This window comes from Flavobacterium hauense (genome assembly GCF_054457175.1).
This window is the reverse complement of sequence record NZ_JBTKVX010000002.1, coordinates 204,381-221,699: the sequence shown is the minus strand read 5'-3', so window position 1 is coordinate 221,699 and position 17,319 is coordinate 204,381. Positions and strand designations below refer to the sequence as shown.

14 protein-coding genes are annotated in these 17,319 nt (G+C 41.1%); 8 read left to right on the top strand and 6 right to left on the bottom strand.

All coding sequences use genetic code 11. From position 1 onward, the window contains the following. The first annotated feature begins 132 nt into the window (after positions 1-132). A complete protein-coding gene (locus ACX0HA_RS02155; protein WP_458843625.1) occupies positions 133-495 on the top strand; it encodes a winged helix-turn-helix transcriptional regulator in 363 nt (120 codons plus the stop codon). 3 nt (positions 496-498) lie between these two features. Here ACX0HA_RS02155 and ACX0HA_RS02150 read toward each other — a convergent pair whose 3' ends face one another. The 5 genes from ACX0HA_RS02150 to ACX0HA_RS02130 all read right to left on the bottom strand — a co-directional run bounded on the left by ACX0HA_RS02150 (position 499) and on the right by ACX0HA_RS02130 (position 7,537). Then, positions 499-1,134: a TetR/AcrR family transcriptional regulator gene (locus tag ACX0HA_RS02150; protein WP_458843624.1), complete on the bottom strand. Its 636-nt coding sequence runs from the start codon at positions 1,132-1,134 to the stop codon at positions 499-501. A gap of 246 nt (positions 1,135-1,380) precedes the next feature. Then, a complete protein-coding gene (trxA, locus tag ACX0HA_RS02145) occupies positions 1,381-1,698 on the bottom strand; it encodes a thioredoxin (protein WP_458843623.1) in 318 nt (105 codons plus the stop codon). 117 nt (positions 1,699-1,815) lie between these two features. Further along, positions 1,816-6,315 (bottom strand): DNA polymerase III subunit alpha, encoded by a 4,500-nt coding sequence (gene dnaE / locus ACX0HA_RS02140; protein WP_458843622.1) that lies wholly within the window; start codon positions 6,313-6,315, stop codon positions 1,816-1,818. A 192-nt stretch (positions 6,316-6,507) separates the two neighbouring features. Continuing rightward, positions 6,508-6,888 (bottom strand): RNA recognition motif domain-containing protein, encoded by a 381-nt coding sequence (locus ACX0HA_RS02135; protein WP_458843621.1) that lies wholly within the window; start codon positions 6,886-6,888, stop codon positions 6,508-6,510. Positions 6,889-7,054: 166 nt separating this feature from the next. Continuing rightward, a complete protein-coding gene (locus ACX0HA_RS02130) occupies positions 7,055-7,537 on the bottom strand; it encodes a DUF6252 family protein (protein ID WP_458843620.1) in 483 nt (160 codons plus the stop codon). 229 nt (positions 7,538-7,766) lie between these two features. On the opposite strand from ACX0HA_RS02130, the gene ACX0HA_RS02125 reads away from it, so the two are divergent. From ACX0HA_RS02125 to ACX0HA_RS02115, 3 genes are all read left to right on the top strand, one after another. Further along, positions 7,767-8,336 carry a 30S ribosomal protein S16 gene (locus tag ACX0HA_RS02125; protein WP_458843619.1) on the top strand — a complete coding sequence of 190 codons (570 nt, stop codon included), beginning with the start codon at positions 7,767-7,769 and terminating at the stop codon, positions 8,334-8,336. Positions 8,337-8,353: 17 nt separating this feature from the next. Beyond that, complete coding sequence (gene rimM, locus ACX0HA_RS02120; protein ID WP_458843618.1) at positions 8,354-8,884, top strand: ribosome maturation factor RimM; 531 nt, start codon at positions 8,354-8,356, stop codon at positions 8,882-8,884. Between the two features lie 102 nt (positions 8,885-8,986). Continuing rightward, positions 8,987-9,691 carry a tRNA1(Val) (adenine(37)-N6)-methyltransferase gene (locus ACX0HA_RS02115; RefSeq protein WP_458843617.1) on the top strand — a complete coding sequence of 235 codons (705 nt, stop codon included), beginning with the start codon at positions 8,987-8,989 and terminating at the stop codon, positions 9,689-9,691. A 1-nt stretch (position 9,692) separates the two neighbouring features. On the opposite strand, the gene ACX0HA_RS02110 is transcribed toward ACX0HA_RS02115, so the two are convergent. Further along, complete coding sequence (locus tag ACX0HA_RS02110) at positions 9,693-10,457, bottom strand: hypothetical protein (RefSeq protein ID WP_458843616.1); 765 nt, start codon at positions 10,455-10,457, stop codon at positions 9,693-9,695. Between the two features lie 221 nt (positions 10,458-10,678). Between ACX0HA_RS02110 and ACX0HA_RS02105 the strand changes: the two genes are divergently transcribed. The 4 genes from ACX0HA_RS02105 (at position 10,679) to ACX0HA_RS02090 (ending at position 17,267) form a co-directional block, all read left to right on the top strand. Beyond that, positions 10,679-11,857 carry an acyl-CoA dehydrogenase family protein gene (locus tag ACX0HA_RS02105; protein ID WP_458843615.1) on the top strand — a complete coding sequence of 393 codons (1,179 nt, stop codon included), beginning with the start codon at positions 10,679-10,681 and terminating at the stop codon, positions 11,855-11,857. 255 nt (positions 11,858-12,112) lie between these two features. Beyond that, the gene (locus ACX0HA_RS02100; protein ID WP_458843614.1) at positions 12,113-12,898 is read left to right on the top strand and encodes a DUF3050 domain-containing protein; all 786 of its coding nucleotides are present in this window, start codon (positions 12,113-12,115) and stop codon (positions 12,896-12,898) included. A 141-nt stretch (positions 12,899-13,039) separates the two neighbouring features. Further along, a complete protein-coding gene (locus ACX0HA_RS02095; RefSeq protein WP_458843613.1) occupies positions 13,040-15,031 on the top strand; it encodes a M43 family zinc metalloprotease in 1,992 nt (663 codons plus the stop codon). Between the two features lie 205 nt (positions 15,032-15,236). Continuing rightward, positions 15,237-17,267, top strand: a complete 2,031-nt coding sequence (locus ACX0HA_RS02090) for a M43 family zinc metalloprotease (RefSeq protein WP_458843612.1) — start codon at positions 15,237-15,239, stop codon at positions 17,265-17,267. Positions 17,268-17,319 lie beyond the last annotated feature (52 nt).

Here is a 17,319-nt window from a genome sequence, read left to right as displayed (position 1 = left end):
ATGAAATTTAGGTTTTATTAGAGACAGCAATTGGCCGTCAATTATTTATATTTTGGAAATACAAAGTAACGCATAATAGTTTACTTTTGTAACCAATGATAGTATATACTGGTAACCTATAAGTAACCTGAAATGAAAAATGATGTTTTTAGATATAGCGCATGCCCTATGCACCGCGCAATGTCTATAATGGGCTCAAGATGGAAGCCTATTATTATATATGCACTGCGCAGCCGAAAAGCACGTTTTGGCCAGCTGCATGCAGCCATTGGCACCATATCAAAAAAGGTGCTTACCTCATCTTTAAAAGAACTGGAGACCGATGGTATTTTACTTCGTGAAGAGTTTAAGGAACTTCCGCCAAGGGTAGAATACACACTAACAGAAAAAGGACAAAGTCTTGTGCCCATAATCATTGATCTCGCTAAATGGGATAACAAGCATTATGAGCAAAAAGTATCCCTGAAGGAAGTAGAAACCGTAAATATAGAATAAGAACTATTCTTGTTTATCTTTATAAAGCATATCGACTAAAGATGTCAATGCCGTTTTTATGGCATCTTTACCTTCTTCTTTAGCAGGATCTATGCCACAAAAGGTGCTATTGCTTGCGCCGGAATACATGTTCAGGTAGTAAGCCCCAGAAATAAGGATTGCCATCGAAGCACGAAAATTCACAGCCTTATCCCCAAAAAAAGGGTCAGTGATATTTTTAAGCAACACTTCGCCCGCTATTTCACGCTCGTCGGCTAAATTTTGTAATGATTTTCTCTTTTCAGACAGGCCCCATAACAGAATCTTCTGAAACTCTTTGTTAGAAGCTACATAGTCATACTGCTGCAACAGCATTTGCTTTGTAAATTCCTGCCCGCCATCGGTAATCACTGGTGGGGCATTCTCCTCCTTTACATTGCTCCAAAAATCAATTGACACCAAATACTGGTCAACAAGCTGATCCCTGCCGCCAAAGTATTTATAGATAAGCTTTTTGTCAAGTCCTGCCGTAGCAGCTATGTCGTTTACTTTGAGAGCCGAAAAGCCCTTCGCCTGCAGGAGTTTACCAATCGCATTTAGAAAGCGCTGCTTGCTCTTTTCTTTATCCCTTACCTGAATATTTTGCTTCTTCTCTGTCATTGCTAAAATATTTTAAACAAAAATAATCATAAATAAGTCACCATTTAGTGACTTTTATTATATTTGCAGCATCAATCAAAAAAGGAACTGCAGCTTTAATTAAAATTAAACTTAAAATGTTCTTTTTATAATTCCTGGTTCATATTTAAAAAGGGTTAGTTCATTTTTATTTCGCACCATTGATTAACCAACCAACAACAAAAAAGCCCACAATATTGTGGGCTTTTTTACTTTATTGTCAGCTTATTATATTAAAGCATCGATAGCGTCTGTATACGTCTTTTTAGGAGCAACACCTACCTGACGGCCTACTACTTCTCCGTTTTGGAAAACCAATACCGTAGGGATGTTCCTTACACCATATTTAGCAGCAAATTCCTGGTTAGCATCTACATCAACTTTACCAACTACAGCTTTACCTTCGTATTCTGAGCTGATTTCGTCAATGATCGGTCCTACCATACGACATGGTCCACACCATGCTGCCCAAAAGTCTACCATTACAGGTTTGTCTGATTTTAATACTACTTCATCAAAAGTAGCATCTGTGATTGCTTGTGCCATTATATTTTTTCTTTTTAGATTAACTTTAGGGAACAAATTTACATATTAATATCAATTATTCTGTTAAAGATATATTAGATTTACCTATATGCTCATAGAGGCAATTTATTAGGAAATTTAATTCAGCTTAAAATTCACCTGAAGCTTTTCAAGCTCCTGCAATAACTCATTGCTAATCTTAACCTTAAGCTTACGGCTGGGCATGCTAACTTTAGTCACCACCTGTATATCTTCCACATCGGCAACTACCGGATCAGACACCTCAGCATCCAGCTCATCACCATCTTCAGAGACTTCTTTTACCGGAGCTGCATTGGCTATCTCTACTTTTTTAAGCACTTTTTTTAGTTCCATAACCTCAAACGTTACGGTATTATCGCCCGTGTTATTCCTGAACAACTCACTAAGCGATGCTATCAGCTGCTCCTTCAGTTCGGTAATATTAAATTGTATGATCAGCTTTTTGGCAAATGTGGTCAGTACATCCTGTAGGTATTGTATTGCAATGAATTGTAGCCTTGGCTCTCCCTTTTTGCCCTCGGCATTGGTCCAGCCTTCTTTAACCAACACTTTCATAAAGGTGAAATTATTACCGATAAGGAAATGCCTGAACTTTAAATACTCCTCTCCATATATCCTGAACTCATAACTCTCATCATAGCCTTCAAGCATGAATGATGCCCATCCTTTACCATTCTTGGCTACCCTGTGCTGCACATTCGAAATGATACCCCCAAAGCTCAGGTTTTTGGTAACATGCTGCTCCAGATTTTTAAGTGCTTCAAGCTTTGCGTTGCAGAAGTATTTCATTTCGAACTTATAATCATCCAGCGGATGGCCCGATATGTAAATCCCGACTACCTCTTTCTCTTTGGCAAGCTTTTCCATAGTGCTCCATTCTTCACATGGTGGCACTACAGGTTCCGGTATCTGTACCTCACTGGCTTCACCAAACAGACTCACCTGCGATGAGTTCTCATTCTCCTGGAATTTAGAACCATAACGCACAGCTTTTTCCAGGAACGAGATATTCTCACTCGAATCCATGTGAAAGTACTGTGCCCTGTGGGTTGCCATAAAACAATCAAACCCACCGGCAAGCGCAAGGTTTTCAAATGCTTTTTTATTGGCTGCACGCAGGTCAATACGCTTGGCAAGGTCAAATATCGATTTGTAGGTTGCATCCTTCCTGTTGGCAACAATGGTTTCCACAGCTCCGGCACCCACACCTTTAATAGCACCCATACCAAAACGTACCGCACCATGGTCGTTTACGGTAAACTTATAGTACGACTCATTAACATCCGGACCTAAAACTTCAAGCCCCATTCGCTTACATTCCTCCATAAAGAAGGTAACCTGCTTAATGTCGTTCATGTTGTTCGAAAGTACTGCCGCCATATACTCAGCCGGATAATGCGCTTTAAGGTAAGCCGTTTGATAGGCCACCCAGGCATAACAGGTAGAGTGCGACTTATTGAAGGCATAACTCGCAAATGCCTCCCAGTCTTTCCATATTTTTTCGAGTACGGTAGCATCATGACCCTTTTCAGAAGCCTGCGCAACGAATTTGGGTTTCATTTTGTCCAGTACATCCTTTTGCTTTTTACCCATCGCTTTACGCAGTACGTCGGCCTCACCTTTAGTAAAGCCCGCCAGCTTTTGCGACAGTAGCATCACCTGCTCCTGATATACCGTAATACCATAGGTTTCCTTTAGGTATTCTTCACAGGCATCAAGGTCATATTTTATTTCTTCCTCTCCGTTTTTCCTTCGAACGAAACTCGGGATATACTCCAAAGGCCCCGGACGGTATAATGCATTCATGGCGATAAGATCGGCAAATACAGTAGGCTTCAGGTCCTTCATGTATTTTTGCATACCGGGCGACTCGTACTGGAACACCCCTACGGTCTCACCGCGTTGAAAAAGCTCATAGGTCTTTACATCATCTATTGGGAATGACTCCGGATCAAGGTCAATATTATGCTTGTATTTTACCAGCTTAACGGTATCCTTGATCAGCGTAAGGGTCTTCAGACCCAGGAAGTCCATCTTAAGTAGTCCGGCACTTTCTACCACCGAGTTATCAAACTGGGTAACATACAGCTCAGAATCCTTAGCCAGGGATACAGGAACGAAATTGGTAATATCATCAGGCGTAATGATCACACCACAGGCATGAATACCCGTATTACGCAATGATCCTTCAAGAACTTTTGCCTGCTGGATGGTTTCACCGGTAAGGTCGCCACCATCGGCCATGGCAATAAGCTCTAAAACCTTTTCATACTCCTCGGCACGCAATGCACTTTTAAGCGCATTGGCATCAAGGGAGAATATTTTGGCCAGCTTAAGGTTAGGGATTAGCTTGGCAATCTTATCAGCTTCAAAAAGTGGCAGGTCGAGCACCCTTGCGGTATCACGGATAGACGATTTCGCTGCCATGGTACCATAGGTAATGATCTGCGCCACCTGGCTTGAGCCATATTTATTGATTACATAGTCCATTACACTGCCACGACCCTCATCATCAAAGTCGATATCAATATCGGGCATCGATACACGGTCAGGGTTAAGGAAACGCTCAAAAAGGAGGTCGTACTTAATAGGGTCAATATTAGTGATCCAAAGACAGTATGCTACCGCAGATCCCGCAGCCGATCCCCTTCCCGGCCCTACAGATACTCCCATATTACGGGCTTCCGCGATGAAATCCTGTACAATCAGGAAATATCCGGGGTAACCACTATTCTCAATGGTCTTTAATTCAAAGTCAAGACGCTCGCGAATATCATCTGTTATTTCGCCATAGCGAATCTTGGCTCCTTTATAGGTAAGATCTCTCAGATAACTATTCTCTCCTCGTTTCCCTCCATCGGCATCATCTTCGGGATTAACAAACTCTTCCGGAATATCAAACTTCGGAAGAAGTACATCTCTATATAAGGAGTAAATTTCAATTTTATCTACTATCTCCTGAATATTGGCAATCGCCTCAGGTAAGTCTTTAAAGAGCTGTTTCATCTCATCTCCCGACTTAAAGTAGTATTCGCTGTTTGGGAGACCATAACGGAAACCACGGCCACGGCCAATAGGTGTTGCCTGTTTTTCGCCGTCTTTTACACACAACAAGATGTCATGTGCATGCGAGTCTTCCTTATTGGCGTAATAGGTATTATTTGTCGCAATAAGCTTTACATTATGCTTGCGTGCCAAAGAGACCAATGACTGGTTAACACGGTTCTCGTCTTCCTGCCCATGGCGCATAAGCTCCATGTAGAAGTCGTCGCCAAACATGCCTTTCCACCACAATAGGGCTTCTTCCGCCTGGTTTTCACCGATGTTCAGCACTTTATTAGGGATCTCACCATATAAGTTACCCGACAACACAATGATATCCTCTTTATAATGCTCAATAACTTTTTTATCGATCCTTGGCACATAATAAAATCCTGCCGTAAAGGCAATAGATGACATTTTTGCCAGGTTATGGTAGCCTTTTTTATTTTTAGCCATCAGTACGATCTGATAGCCGTTGTCTTTACGGGTTTTATCTTTATGGTCTTCACAAACAAAGAATTCCACACCTACTATAGGTTTCATTATGACCTCTGTAGGTTCTTCGCCATTTTCTACAGCAGCTTTGTTCTTCGCTTCGGCCGCCTTGTTATGGTTAAGCACATTGCTCACAAAGTGGAATGCGCCCATCATGTTACCGTGATCGGTCATGGCAACAGCCGGCATCTTATATTTGGCCGCGACCTTCACAAGGTCGGGCACTGCTATGGTAGACTGCAGTACCGAAAACTGCGTATGATTGTGCAGATGTACAAAATTCACATCTGCTATATTGTGTACTTCCCCTGACGGATGCTGTGGTACTGCTTCGGCAGACTTCAGTTTTTCAAGGCGCAGGCGCACCTCTTCCGAAGCTTTCTTAAGATTAATATGCTTTAACCCAATCAGCTGTATCGACTGCGGGTTTTTAGCCGTAAACTCATTAAAATATGAAGCAGGAACATCAAGCTCCTGAGACGTAAATATTTGTCGCTTTACCAGCTCAAGGAAACAACGGGTGGTCGCCTCAACGTCGGCAGTAGCATTGTGTGCTTCAGAGAAAGGTTCACCAAAAAGGTACTGGTGCAGCTCGGTAAGCGTAGGCAGTTTAAAACGACCACCACGACCTCCCGGCAGCCTTAGTAATTCGGCAGTAACTTCAGTACAGGTATCAAGTACTTTCATGTTAGCCATACTGTTCTCAACACCCATGCGGTAAAACTCTGACCCCATGATGTTCACGTCGAAGCCTACGTTCTGGCCAACTATGAATTTTGATTTGGATAACGCTATATTAAACTTCTCCAATACCTCGCCCAGCTCAATCCCCTGTTCTGCGGCAAGCTCGGTAGAGATTCCATGAATACGCTCGGCATCATAGGGAATATTAAACCCATCAGGCTTCACCATATAATCCTGGTGCTCTATAAGCTGCCCCATCTCATCATGGAGCTGCCATGCTATCTGTATACAGCGGGGCCAGTTGTCGGTATCGGTAATCGGGGCATCCCAGCGTTTGGGCAATCCGGTTGTTTCGGTGTCAAATATCAGGTACATACCAACTTAGGGATTTATTTTTGCGAAGCTTAAACATACAACTGCCATTAGCGGCAGTCACTTCAAAAATACAATTTTTAAAAATAGGGTTTTCAGAAGTTATAAACAAAAGGAAACCGAATGGTATAAACAAAAAAATCCCCGCTAAAAGCGGGGATACAATATATACTGTAATGTAAATATCTCTTTTTCTTAGTAACGACCTCCACGGTTGTAGTCACCTCCACCACCACCACGGTTGTTGTCTCTATTAAAGCCTCCACCACTACGGTTGTTGTCTCTGTTGAAACCTCCGCTACGGTTATTGTTGAAGCTTTTTCTCTCGCCTTCCGGTCTTGGTTCAGACTTGTTAACAACAATTGTTCTGCCTGATACAGTAGCACCGTTAAGCTCATCGATAGCTTTTTGAGCCTCATCGTCGTTTGACATCTCAACGAAGCCAAAACCTTTACTTCTGCCTGTAAATTTATCTGTAATAATCTTTACTGATTCTACAGCGCCATAAGCCTCAAAAGACTCTCTTAAATCTGCCTCCTCTAAACTGAACGGAAGGCTACCTACGAATATGTTCATAAAAAAAAATTTGTTCGGTGTTTATACTTCTTACAAATGTAAACTTATTTACTTATAAAACAACTTATTATTTTTTTTTAATACAATTTTATGAATTTTAGTAGTATAAGGAAGCACAAAAAAAAACCGCCGGTTGGCGGTTTGTATATTTTTTGCGGTTTTACCGTTATTGTTTTACCGTTATAGGCACTTTGTAAAATACACCTTCCTGGAAGTTTACAACTTCAGATTTATCGCTTGTATAAGCGTTAAAATAAAAACTGCCGGATATAAATCCTTTCCCTGCTGTTCCGTCTATGTTATTATCTTTCACATCCATAATAACAACCTTTCCGTTACCGATAGTCCCTGTAGCATACGACTCGGTGATTCCATCTACCGAAAGATCATAGGCAGCACTATTAAGGTTATTCACCCCAAGATCGTGTACAGAATTTGGAGCAGGTGCATTTAATGTTATAGTAACAGTATCAATATCCGTTTTAGCCGTAATGATTACTGAATTTCCTGTTTTAATAGCCGAGAACTCCCTCGCTTTCCATTTTACATTATCTTTTAGAGCCTGTACTGCGGGGTTATTGAATTTAATATCTTCTTCACACGACGCAAAGACAGCCACTAATACTAAAAGTGATAAAATTTTTTTCATTATTTATTAGTTAGAAAGGGTAGTTCAAATTTTACAACGACAAAAATAGTTTTTTATGGAATATATCCTAATCAAAATCAAATAAATCACAAGAAAAATATAAAATTCCAATAATCTTACGGATAAGAAATCATAAAACAAGAGATTAAATCTGTTTATAAACTAAAGTTTTATATATTTGCACCCTTAATTTAACGAGGTCGGGTACCTCACACTAATCAAACAGATTATGCCTGTAAAAATCAGATTACAAAGACACGGTAAAAAAGGAAAACCTTTTTACTGGGTAGTAGCAGCGGATAGCCGCTCTAAAAGAGATGGTAAATTCCTTGAAAAAATCGGAACTTACAATCCTAACACTAACCCTGCAACGATAGATATCAATCTTGACAGCGCTGTACAATGGCTTCACAACGGAGCTCAGCCTACAGAAACTGCTAAGGCTATCCTATCTTACAAAGGAGCTTTACTTAAACACCACCTTGATGGAGGTGTACGTAAAGGTGCACTTACTCAGGAGCAGGCTGATGCTAAACTAGCACAGTGGCTTGATGAGAAAGCAGGAAAAGTAGACGCTAAGAAACAAGGACTTTCTAAAGCTGATGCTGACGCTAAAGCTAAAGCATTTGCTGCAGAGCAAAAAGTTAATGCAGACCGTATCGCTGCTGCTAAACAAGCAGAAGCTGATCTTATCGCTGCTGCAACTGCTGAAGAAGCTACAGCTGAGGCTACTGAAGAAGTTGCTGACGTTGCTGAAGAAACAGCTACAGAAGAAAACAACGAAGAAACTCAAGCTTAATTATTATTTAGCGGTACATGCGTAAAGAAGATTGTTTCTATTTAGGTAAAATCGCTAAAAAATTTAGCTACAAGGGTGAAGTCCTTATCTGGTTAGATACGGATGAGCCTGAGTTGTATGAAAACATGGAATCGGTGTTTGTTGAGATCAACAAACACCTGGTTCCATTTTTTATTGTTACCTCCTCATTGCATAAGGGCGATTTCTTAAGAACCCGCTTTGAGGATATCGACAATGAGGATGATGCCGATGGTATCATGGGTAAAGAAGTTTACCTGCCTCTTTCGATGCTTCCTGAACTGGAAGGTGATAAATTTTATTTCCACGAGGTTATAGGCTTTGATGCCGAAGACCAGCGACTGGGCAACATAGGCAAGATTGTATCTATAAACGACAGCTCTGCACAGCCGCTTTTTGAAATACTTAAAGGAGAGACAGAAATATTAGTCCCTATGATTGACGACTTTATCGTAAAGATAGACCGTGAAAACAAAAAGGTGATACTTAATACACCTGCAGGACTTGTAGAAATGTACCTTAATAGTTAGAATTGGTTTCCGGTTGATAGTTGTCAGTTGTCGGCCTTCTTTTCTTCTATTATCTTTTGTCTATCATCTATTATCTCAACACTCATATCTAACATCTAAAAAATGTTCCAGTTCAAGCAATTTACTATTCAGCAGGATAAATGTGCCATGAAAGTAGGTACCGATGGCGTATTGCTTGGCGCATGGGCACCTGTTCACCACAGACCTTTCAGCATACTGGATATTGGAGCAGGAACCGGGCTTATAGCATTAATACTTGCCCAGCGAACCCATGCCGAACAGATAGACGGGATAGAGATCGATGACGATGCCTATGAACAGGCAGTAGATAATTTTGAAAATTCACCTTGGGGCGACAGGCTGTTTTGCTACCACGCAGGGCTTGATGAATTCATGGAAGAACCCGAAGACGAATACGACCTTATCGTATCCAACCCTCCTTTTTATACTGATGGGTATTTTTCGGGCGACGAGAAACGCGACAAAGCGCGTTTTACTGAGTCACTCCCTTTTGAAGACCTTATCGAAGCTTCTTCGATATTATTATCAGATATTGGTGTACTCGCAGTTATCATACCCTCAAAGGAAGAAGAGCATTTTATAGCGCTGGCAAAGGCCGAAGAGCTCTACCCTTTTAAGATTACCCATGTAAAGGGAACTCCTGACACCGAAATTAAACGCAGCCTTATTGCTTTCAGCAGGATAGAAAATGAAATAACATCAGACGAACTGGTCATAGAAACTGCCCGTCATAAATATACCGATGAGTATATTTCACTCACCAAAGATTTCTATCTGAAGATGTAATTTATTTACGTCCCACTTTCAAACCGAAGTTGGGAGCAACTAGCATTTTTTCAGGGGCTTGTTTTTTAAAGGCATATATATAATCTGTCCTTAGCCTCTTATTGCTGTTTATCCAAAACTCATCATCTGTACCATATACACTTGCTGTTCCGCAGTAATTATCTGTAGTAGACGAATGATAATCTATAGTTGTTAATTCTTTTTGTTTGAATTTCGACCGTTTTATTGCAGTACCGCTTTCATCAATATAATTTACCAATTCAAGGCTCACAAAAACACCATCCATAGGTATCACTATATCAAACTGAAGCAAATCAACTTCCACTAGCCCTCTTTGACCGGGATTAATATAAACTATAATATCTTCAGTCTTAATTTCATCTCCCGGAACAAATGAAGGATATGTTAGTGTACCGGTTTCAAGATACACTTCCTCCGTATAATTTTTCTTTTTATACAAATGAACCTGTAATTTCGTCCTGTATTTTGCGCGGTCTACTTTAAAGAAAAATGATTCTAAAAAAAAATTATTACCCTGAGTTTTATTTTCAAAATAGTAAGCATCTCTACCTACAGGCCTGCTCTTTTTAGACTTAACATCAAGCTCTCCTAACAGGATTTCCTTCATATCAGAAATGACTACCTCTTTGATTTGGTAACTTTGCAAGTTGGCATTATTAACGCTGTCGTCTAGAGCAACCAGAGTGTTCTGGGCATAAACAGCTGTACCAAGAAGTACTGTTGAGGCAAGTAGTAGTGTTTTCATAATTAGTTGGTTTTGTGGCCATAAATATACAAAACTAATAACGTTTTTTTGTTGTGTTTAGGATTCTGCTTTTTACCACAAATACCTAAAGATATTGGGTTAAAAAAGGGCTTTGTAGCGAAAGTTCTCACTAAAACGATTTAGCTGCAAAAAATACAACATTTTATTATTGAATTGTTAGAATACTTAGTTACTTTTGCTCCTGTTTAAAACTAAAGCAAATGAGACCCGATCTATTCCAGGCACCTGATTATTACCTATTAGACGAACTTTTGTCTGACGAACATAAAATGGTGCGCGACGCTGCCCGCGAGTGGGTTAAGCGCGAAGTATCTCCTATTATAGAAGACTATGCACAAAAGGCTGAATTTCCTAACCAGATCATTAACGGTTTGGCAGAAATCGGAGCTTTTGGCCCTTATATACCTGTAGAGTATGGCGGCGCAGGCCTTGACCAGATCTCTTACGGACTTATCATGCAGGAAATTGAGCGTGGCGACAGCGGCGTTCGTTCTACGGCATCGGTACAGTCATCTCTTGTTATGTACCCTATATGGAAGTATGGTAACGAAGAACAAAGAATGAAATATCTTCCTAAGCTTGCTTCGGGTGAGTTTATGGGCTGTTTTGGCCTTACAGAACCGGATCACGGTTCTAACCCGGGTGGCATGATCACCAACTTTAAGGATATGGGCGACCATTATCTTTTGAACGGTGCTAAAATGTGGATCTCTAACGCTCCTTTTGCAGATATCGCTGTAGTATGGGCTAAAGACGAAACAGGCCGTATCCACGGACTTATAGTAGAGCGTGGCATGGAAGGATTCACAACTCCAGAAACACATAATAAATGGTCGCTTAGGGCATCTGCTACAGGCGAACTTATATTTGACAACGTAAAAGTACCTAAAGAAAACCTGCTACCTAACAAATCGGGACTTGGGGCGCCGCTTGGCTGTCTTGACTCTGCACGTTATGGTATTGCATGGGGCGCTATAGGTGCCGCTATGGACTGTTATGATACTGCACTTCGTTATGCACAGGAACGTATCCAGTTTGACAAGCCTATCGGAGCTACACAGCTTCAGCAGAAGAAACTTGCCGAAATGATTACTGAGATCACTAAAGCGCAATTGCTTACGTGGAGGCTTGGTGTACTTAGAAACGAAGGAAAAGCGACATCGGCTCAGATATCTATGGCAAAACGTAACAACGTAGACATGGCCATCAACATAGCACGCGAAGCACGCCAGATCCTTGGCGGTATGGGTATTACCGGCGAATACTCTATCATGCGCCACATGATGAACTTAGAGAGTGTAATCACTTATGAAGGCACACACGACATTCACCTGCTTATTACAGGTATGGACATTACAGGTTTCGCAGCATTTAAATAATATGTTGCAACACAATATAATAGATACGGACTGAAATTCAGTCCGTATTTTTTTTGGTAAAAAGTTATCAACCGAAAACCTTTTCGCCTATCAAAACGTATATTTGAGAAAACATCATCCCAATATATTAATGATATTTGACGTTATGATGAAAAAGCATAAAACATAACAGGACACTATTTTTGTATTGATAAAATTGATATAAAAACCCTCCCTTTGTGCCAAAGCTTTTTTAATTTTGTAAAAATAAATGCTATGAACACCGCTACTATTAACAGTATCATCCGTCCCCAAAAGGAACTGCTGTTGCAACACCCGCTATACGAAAAAGTAAAGACCATAGACGACCTGAGACATTTTCTTGAAGGGCATGTTTATGCCGTTTGGGACTTTATGTCACTACTCAAGGCATTGCAGGCAAAACTTACCTGCACCACTACCCCATGGCTTCCTGTGGGCAATCCGGAGATACGCTACCTGATCAACGAAATAGTGCTGGCCGAAGAAACGGATCTTACTCTTGAAGGAAAAAGGCAAAGCCATTATGAGATGTACGTCGATGCCATGAATGCCTGCGGCGCAGACACGCTTACCATTGCTGCATTTCTTGATGATGTGGAAACGACACAGAATATCTTTGTATCTATAAGAAAAAGCAATCTGCACAATAATATTAAAGCTTTTCTTGACTTTACCTTCAGGGTAATAGAACAGGGTAAGCCGCACGAGATTGCCGCCGCATTTACCTTTGGCCGTGAAGATTTGATCCCGTCGATGTTTACAGCGATATTAAAAAACTTCCAGCAGAATTTCCCGGAAACGAACCTTGACAAGCTTATTTATTATTTTGAAAGGCATATTGAACTTGATGCCGATGAGCATGGCCCGATGGCAATGCAGATGATTGCCGAGCTGTGCGGAACCGACACCCAGAAATGGAAAGAAGTAGAAGAAGTCTCTGTCCTTGCTCTCGAAAAAAGGATAGGCCTTTGGGATGCTCTTGAAGAAAATATTATGCAGCATGACCTCGCTTCAATATAAAAACCATACACATAAATACTGAATCCCGGCAATGCCGGGATTTTTTATTATGAATATCCCGACAACACTTATAGATTTTCAAGGTGCTATTTTACAGCAATATCCGATTACTTAACTTCGGTTTAACAAAAAATTATTGCTATGAAAAACATCACAAAAATCACTATTTTGGCATTAGCCTTCGCATCGTTTGCAGGCCAGGCACAAAGTAAAGCCGCCCGACAGTTTGGGCAGGTTTCATCCCCTTGCGGATCTACAGAGTATGAAAACCTGCTGCTTCAAAAAGACCCTTCCAGAAAAGGTTTGCAGCAATTTGAGCAATGGCTTGCCCCTAAGACAGCGTTTACTATGCGCAAGCGTCTTCAAAAAAATGGCAATGGCGCAAATGACGTGCTTACCATTCCGGTCGTGGTACACATTATTCATGATGGCGATGCCATAGGCCAGAATGAGAACATTGCCGACGAACAGGTAGTATCGCAAATCACAGTACTTAACCAGGACTTCAGAAAAATGGAAGGAACTCCCGGTTTTAACACCAACACCGTGGGGGCAGATACCGGCATAGAGTTCTGTCTTGCCAGGCGTGACCCTCAGGGATTATACACATCGGGCATAAAAAGATACAAAATGGCGAAGAGTGTTTTAAGCATGGCCGAAATGGAGGAGCTAAAAACACAGACACAGTGGGACCCTGAAAAATACATGAATATATGGGTAACACAGGCAGTAGTTATAGACGGAGGCCAGTTAATGGGTTATGCTCAGTTCCCTACTGACTCAGGAATTGATGGCCTCGAGGAGACAGGCGCGCCAACCACGGCCAATACCGACGGTATTGTTATGGTCTATGGTGCCTTTGGGTCGGTGGACCTCTATCCTGCAGGCAATTACTTTCCCGGTTCGGATAAAGGCCAGATCACGCCTCACGAAGTTGGCCACTTTTTGGGATTAAGACATATATGGGGCGACATGCCAAACTGCGAAGGATCCGATTTTTGCGATGACACTCCTACAGCAGCAGGGCCAAACTTTGAATGTCCTCCTGCCAACTGGGACAGTTGCCCCGATAATCCAGGCTATGACATGGTTCAAAATTACATGGATTATACCAATGACATCTGCAGGAATGTTTTTACCCTTGGACAAAAAGACAGGATGCTTGCTGTACTGGCCAATTCGCCAAGAAGAGTTTCGCTCCTGACATCAAACGGCTGTGAGCCGGGAGCAAGATCGGCAAATGACGGCTCTCTTAATATCTTAGATGTAAACTCACAGTGTAGTACAACATTTACACCAAGGCTACTATTGGAGAATAACGGCAATAACCTAATAACAGCGGCATCTATAACCTATTCTTTTGACGAAAGCACACCGGAAGTTTATAACTGGACAGGAAACCTTGCATTAGGTGAACAAATCATCCTGTCTCTTCCTGAAGCCACAGCAGCCAAAGGGCAACATGTACTTAATGCAAGCCTTATATCACTCAACGGAACTACGGATTCCAGTCCTGAAAACAATGACGATATCCGTCCGTTTACAATTGCAGGGACTTATAACACCCAACAGGTCGTGTTAACCATAGAAAGCAACGGCAACCCTACAGACGAGACGTACTGGGAACTTAAAAACAGTACCAACGAAATTATCGCATCAGTGTTTACCATTAGTTTCCAGAATCCGGAAACAACATTTACTGTAAACAATGGGGAGTGCTATACATTTACCATGTATGATCTTATGGGCGATGGTATATGCTGTACAAACGGCGAAGGTTTTTATGACATTAAAACTGCCGAAGGTGTACTTATTGCCCACGGAGGTGAGTTTACATCTTCTGAAGAGACTAAATTCAAAATTGATACTACACTCAGCAATGTGGTCTTTAGTCCGCAGGGCAATATAAAATTGTATCCAAACCCGGGTAATAGTAGTATCAATATAGCAGCTACCGGGGGAACCATACCCGAAAGCTATACCATATACAACAATCTTGGACAACTGACAGACAGCGGTTCTATTACATCGGCACTTCAGCCAATAGATATATCGGCCTATGCAGAAGGAGTTTACCTCATAAAACTTGCCAAAGGCAATAATATAACAACACTACAGTTCATCAAGCACTAAAAATTCATTTGAATCCCGGTAATGCCGGGATTTTTTTTTGGAATGTCTCAATTTTACAATTATCAGACAATAGGGTTATCGATATTTGTACCTGAAAACTTGAATACATCGAGTTCGGTTTTATTACGCTTATCTCGTTTAAAGCAACAATGTTTAGCGTTTTTAAACTATTTTCGCCTAGAAATTAAACAACTATTATTACCTCATGAAAAAAATTACTTTTAAAGTCTCATTGCTGGCCCTTACAGGACTTTTTGCCCTTACGGCAAATGCACAGCAAAAACCGGTCGGGTCAAAAAAATTCGGAAGGCCTTTTACAACAGCTTCTAATTATTGCGGAACTGTAGAAAATGAAGCGATCTTAAAAGAAAAAGATGCAAAAAGAGCTACCACACAGGAATTTGAACAATGGATAGCTCCTAAAGTTGCTGAAATAAAAAGAAAGTTACTACAAAAAAATGGACAGGGAGCAAATGAAACAGTTACCCTGCCGGTAGTTTTCCACATCATTCACAATGGAGACGCTATTGGCGAAAACGAAAACCTGTCTGAAAACCAGATATTATCTCAAATAACCGTTCTTAATCAGGACTACAGAAGAACTCCAGGCACTCCCGGCTTTAATGATAACCCTGTAGGGGCTGACATGGAAATTGAATTTTGCTTAGCAAAACGCACTCCAAACGGCTTGCCTACTGATGGTATTATACGCTACAATGTTGGTGATGATAATGGATGGGTACGCGAAGAAGTTGAACTTTTTAAAGCACAAACACAATGGGATCCAAATAAATACCTGAACATTTGGGTATTTGAAGACATATATATTCCCGGCGGATATTTGGCCGGTTATGCCCAATTTCCTGGTGGGTCAGGATTGGATGGTATCACTCAGGACATGTTAGGCGTTGCGAATACTGACGGCGTAGCATTAGGCGCACGATTTGTTGGTTCAATAGACCTTGACCCTGACGGGCTTCATGACGAAGTTAGAAACATGGGTAGAACAGCATCGCACGAAATAGGCCACTTCTTAGGCTTAAGACATATTTGGGGTGACAGCAACAGCTGTGCTACTGCAACAGATTATTGTGATGACACACCTACCTCGCTTCAGGCGAATGAAGGCTGCCAGACAAATCTTGACTCATGTCCTGACGACCAGGGTAATGACATGATAGAAAACTACATGGATTACACTGATGACAACTGCCTTAATACCTTTACAGCCGATCAGAAATTAAGAATGCAGGCAGTATTGGCAAATTCTCCAAGGAGGCAAACCCTGCCAACATCTAACAGTTGTACTTTAGGTACTGCAAGCCTTAACAATGACGGTGCTATTTACCTTCTTCCGTTCGACACAAACTGCGACAATTTTATTGCGCCGGTATTATCTTTCCGTAATGCAGGAACTAACACATTAAATACAGCTACAATTAGTTATAAAGTAGACAATGCTGCGCCAACTACTTATACATGGAATGGCACACTGGTACCTGGTGAAGATGCAAGAATAGAACTTCCTACAACATCAGTATCAGCTGGAGAACATACTTTTACAGCTACGTTACAAACAGTAAACGGTAGTGCAGACGCCCTTTCTTCTAACAATACAAGAACTAATGATTTCGCCTATGTACCAACTGAGAGTCATGACATTGAAAGTGTTACTGTAACTATTCAGACAGATGAATTTGCTTCCGAAATAATTTGGTTGCTATCGGATTCAAACGAACAAATTGTTGGCTTTGGCGCAATGTATGAAAATAACCCGGAGGGTGTATTAGATATACAGAATATTGAACTTGACAACAATGCATGCTACAACTTTGCAATCATAGATCAGGGCTTTGACGGTATGCCAGGAGGCTATTACTCTATAGTGGCAAATACCGGCGAAGTAATTTTTGAAGGCTCAGGAGACGATTTAGAATTTTATGATGAAACCTCTTTCGGTGTAAATGTAGTCTTAGGAACTAAGAATCATCAGAAATCAGGTAAAGGAATCGTGCTATATCCTAACCCGGCTAACAGCATACTTAATATTGCAACTACTGATGGCAATATACCTGAAAGCTATACAATATATAATAACCTTGGCCAGGTAATGGATAACGGCAACATAACGTCGGCAATCCAGCCGCTGAATATTGCCGGCTATGCTAATGGTGTTTATTTTGTTAAGATTACAAAAGGCGTAGATTCTAATACGCTTCAGTTTATCAAACACTAAACCTATAATTTGATTTTAAAAAAGTCCTGCCCGATTGAGCAGGACTTTTTTT

Coding starts and splice junctions, on each gene's coding strand:
- ACX0HA_RS02155 (WP_458843625.1), top strand. CDS start 133: ATGAAAAATGATGTTTTTAGATATAGCGCATGCCCTATGCACCGCGCA.
- ACX0HA_RS02150 (WP_458843624.1), bottom strand. CDS start 1,134: ATGACAGAGAAGAAGCAAAATATTCAGGTAAGGGATAAAGAAAAGAGC.
- trxA (WP_458843623.1), bottom strand. CDS start 1,698: ATGGCACAAGCAATCACAGATGCTACTTTTGATGAAGTAGTATTAAAA.
- dnaE (WP_458843622.1), bottom strand. CDS start 6,315: ATGTACCTGATATTTGACACCGAAACAACCGGATTGCCCAAACGCTGG.
- ACX0HA_RS02135 (WP_458843621.1), bottom strand. CDS start 6,888: ATGAACATATTCGTAGGTAGCCTTCCGTTCAGTTTAGAGGAGGCAGAT.
- ACX0HA_RS02130 (WP_458843620.1), bottom strand. CDS start 7,537: ATGAAAAAAATTTTATCACTTTTAGTATTAGTGGCTGTCTTTGCGTCG.
- ACX0HA_RS02125 (WP_458843619.1), top strand. CDS start 7,767: ATGCCTGTAAAAATCAGATTACAAAGACACGGTAAAAAAGGAAAACCT.
- rimM (WP_458843618.1), top strand. CDS start 8,354: ATGCGTAAAGAAGATTGTTTCTATTTAGGTAAAATCGCTAAAAAATTT.
- ACX0HA_RS02115 (WP_458843617.1), top strand. CDS start 8,987: ATGTTCCAGTTCAAGCAATTTACTATTCAGCAGGATAAATGTGCCATG.
- ACX0HA_RS02110 (WP_458843616.1), bottom strand. CDS start 10,457: ATGAAAACACTACTACTTGCCTCAACAGTACTTCTTGGTACAGCTGTT.
- ACX0HA_RS02105 (WP_458843615.1), top strand. CDS start 10,679: ATGAGACCCGATCTATTCCAGGCACCTGATTATTACCTATTAGACGAA.
- ACX0HA_RS02100 (WP_458843614.1), top strand. CDS start 12,113: ATGAACACCGCTACTATTAACAGTATCATCCGTCCCCAAAAGGAACTG.
- ACX0HA_RS02095 (WP_458843613.1), top strand. CDS start 13,040: ATGAAAAACATCACAAAAATCACTATTTTGGCATTAGCCTTCGCATCG.
- ACX0HA_RS02090 (WP_458843612.1), top strand. CDS start 15,237: ATGAAAAAAATTACTTTTAAAGTCTCATTGCTGGCCCTTACAGGACTT.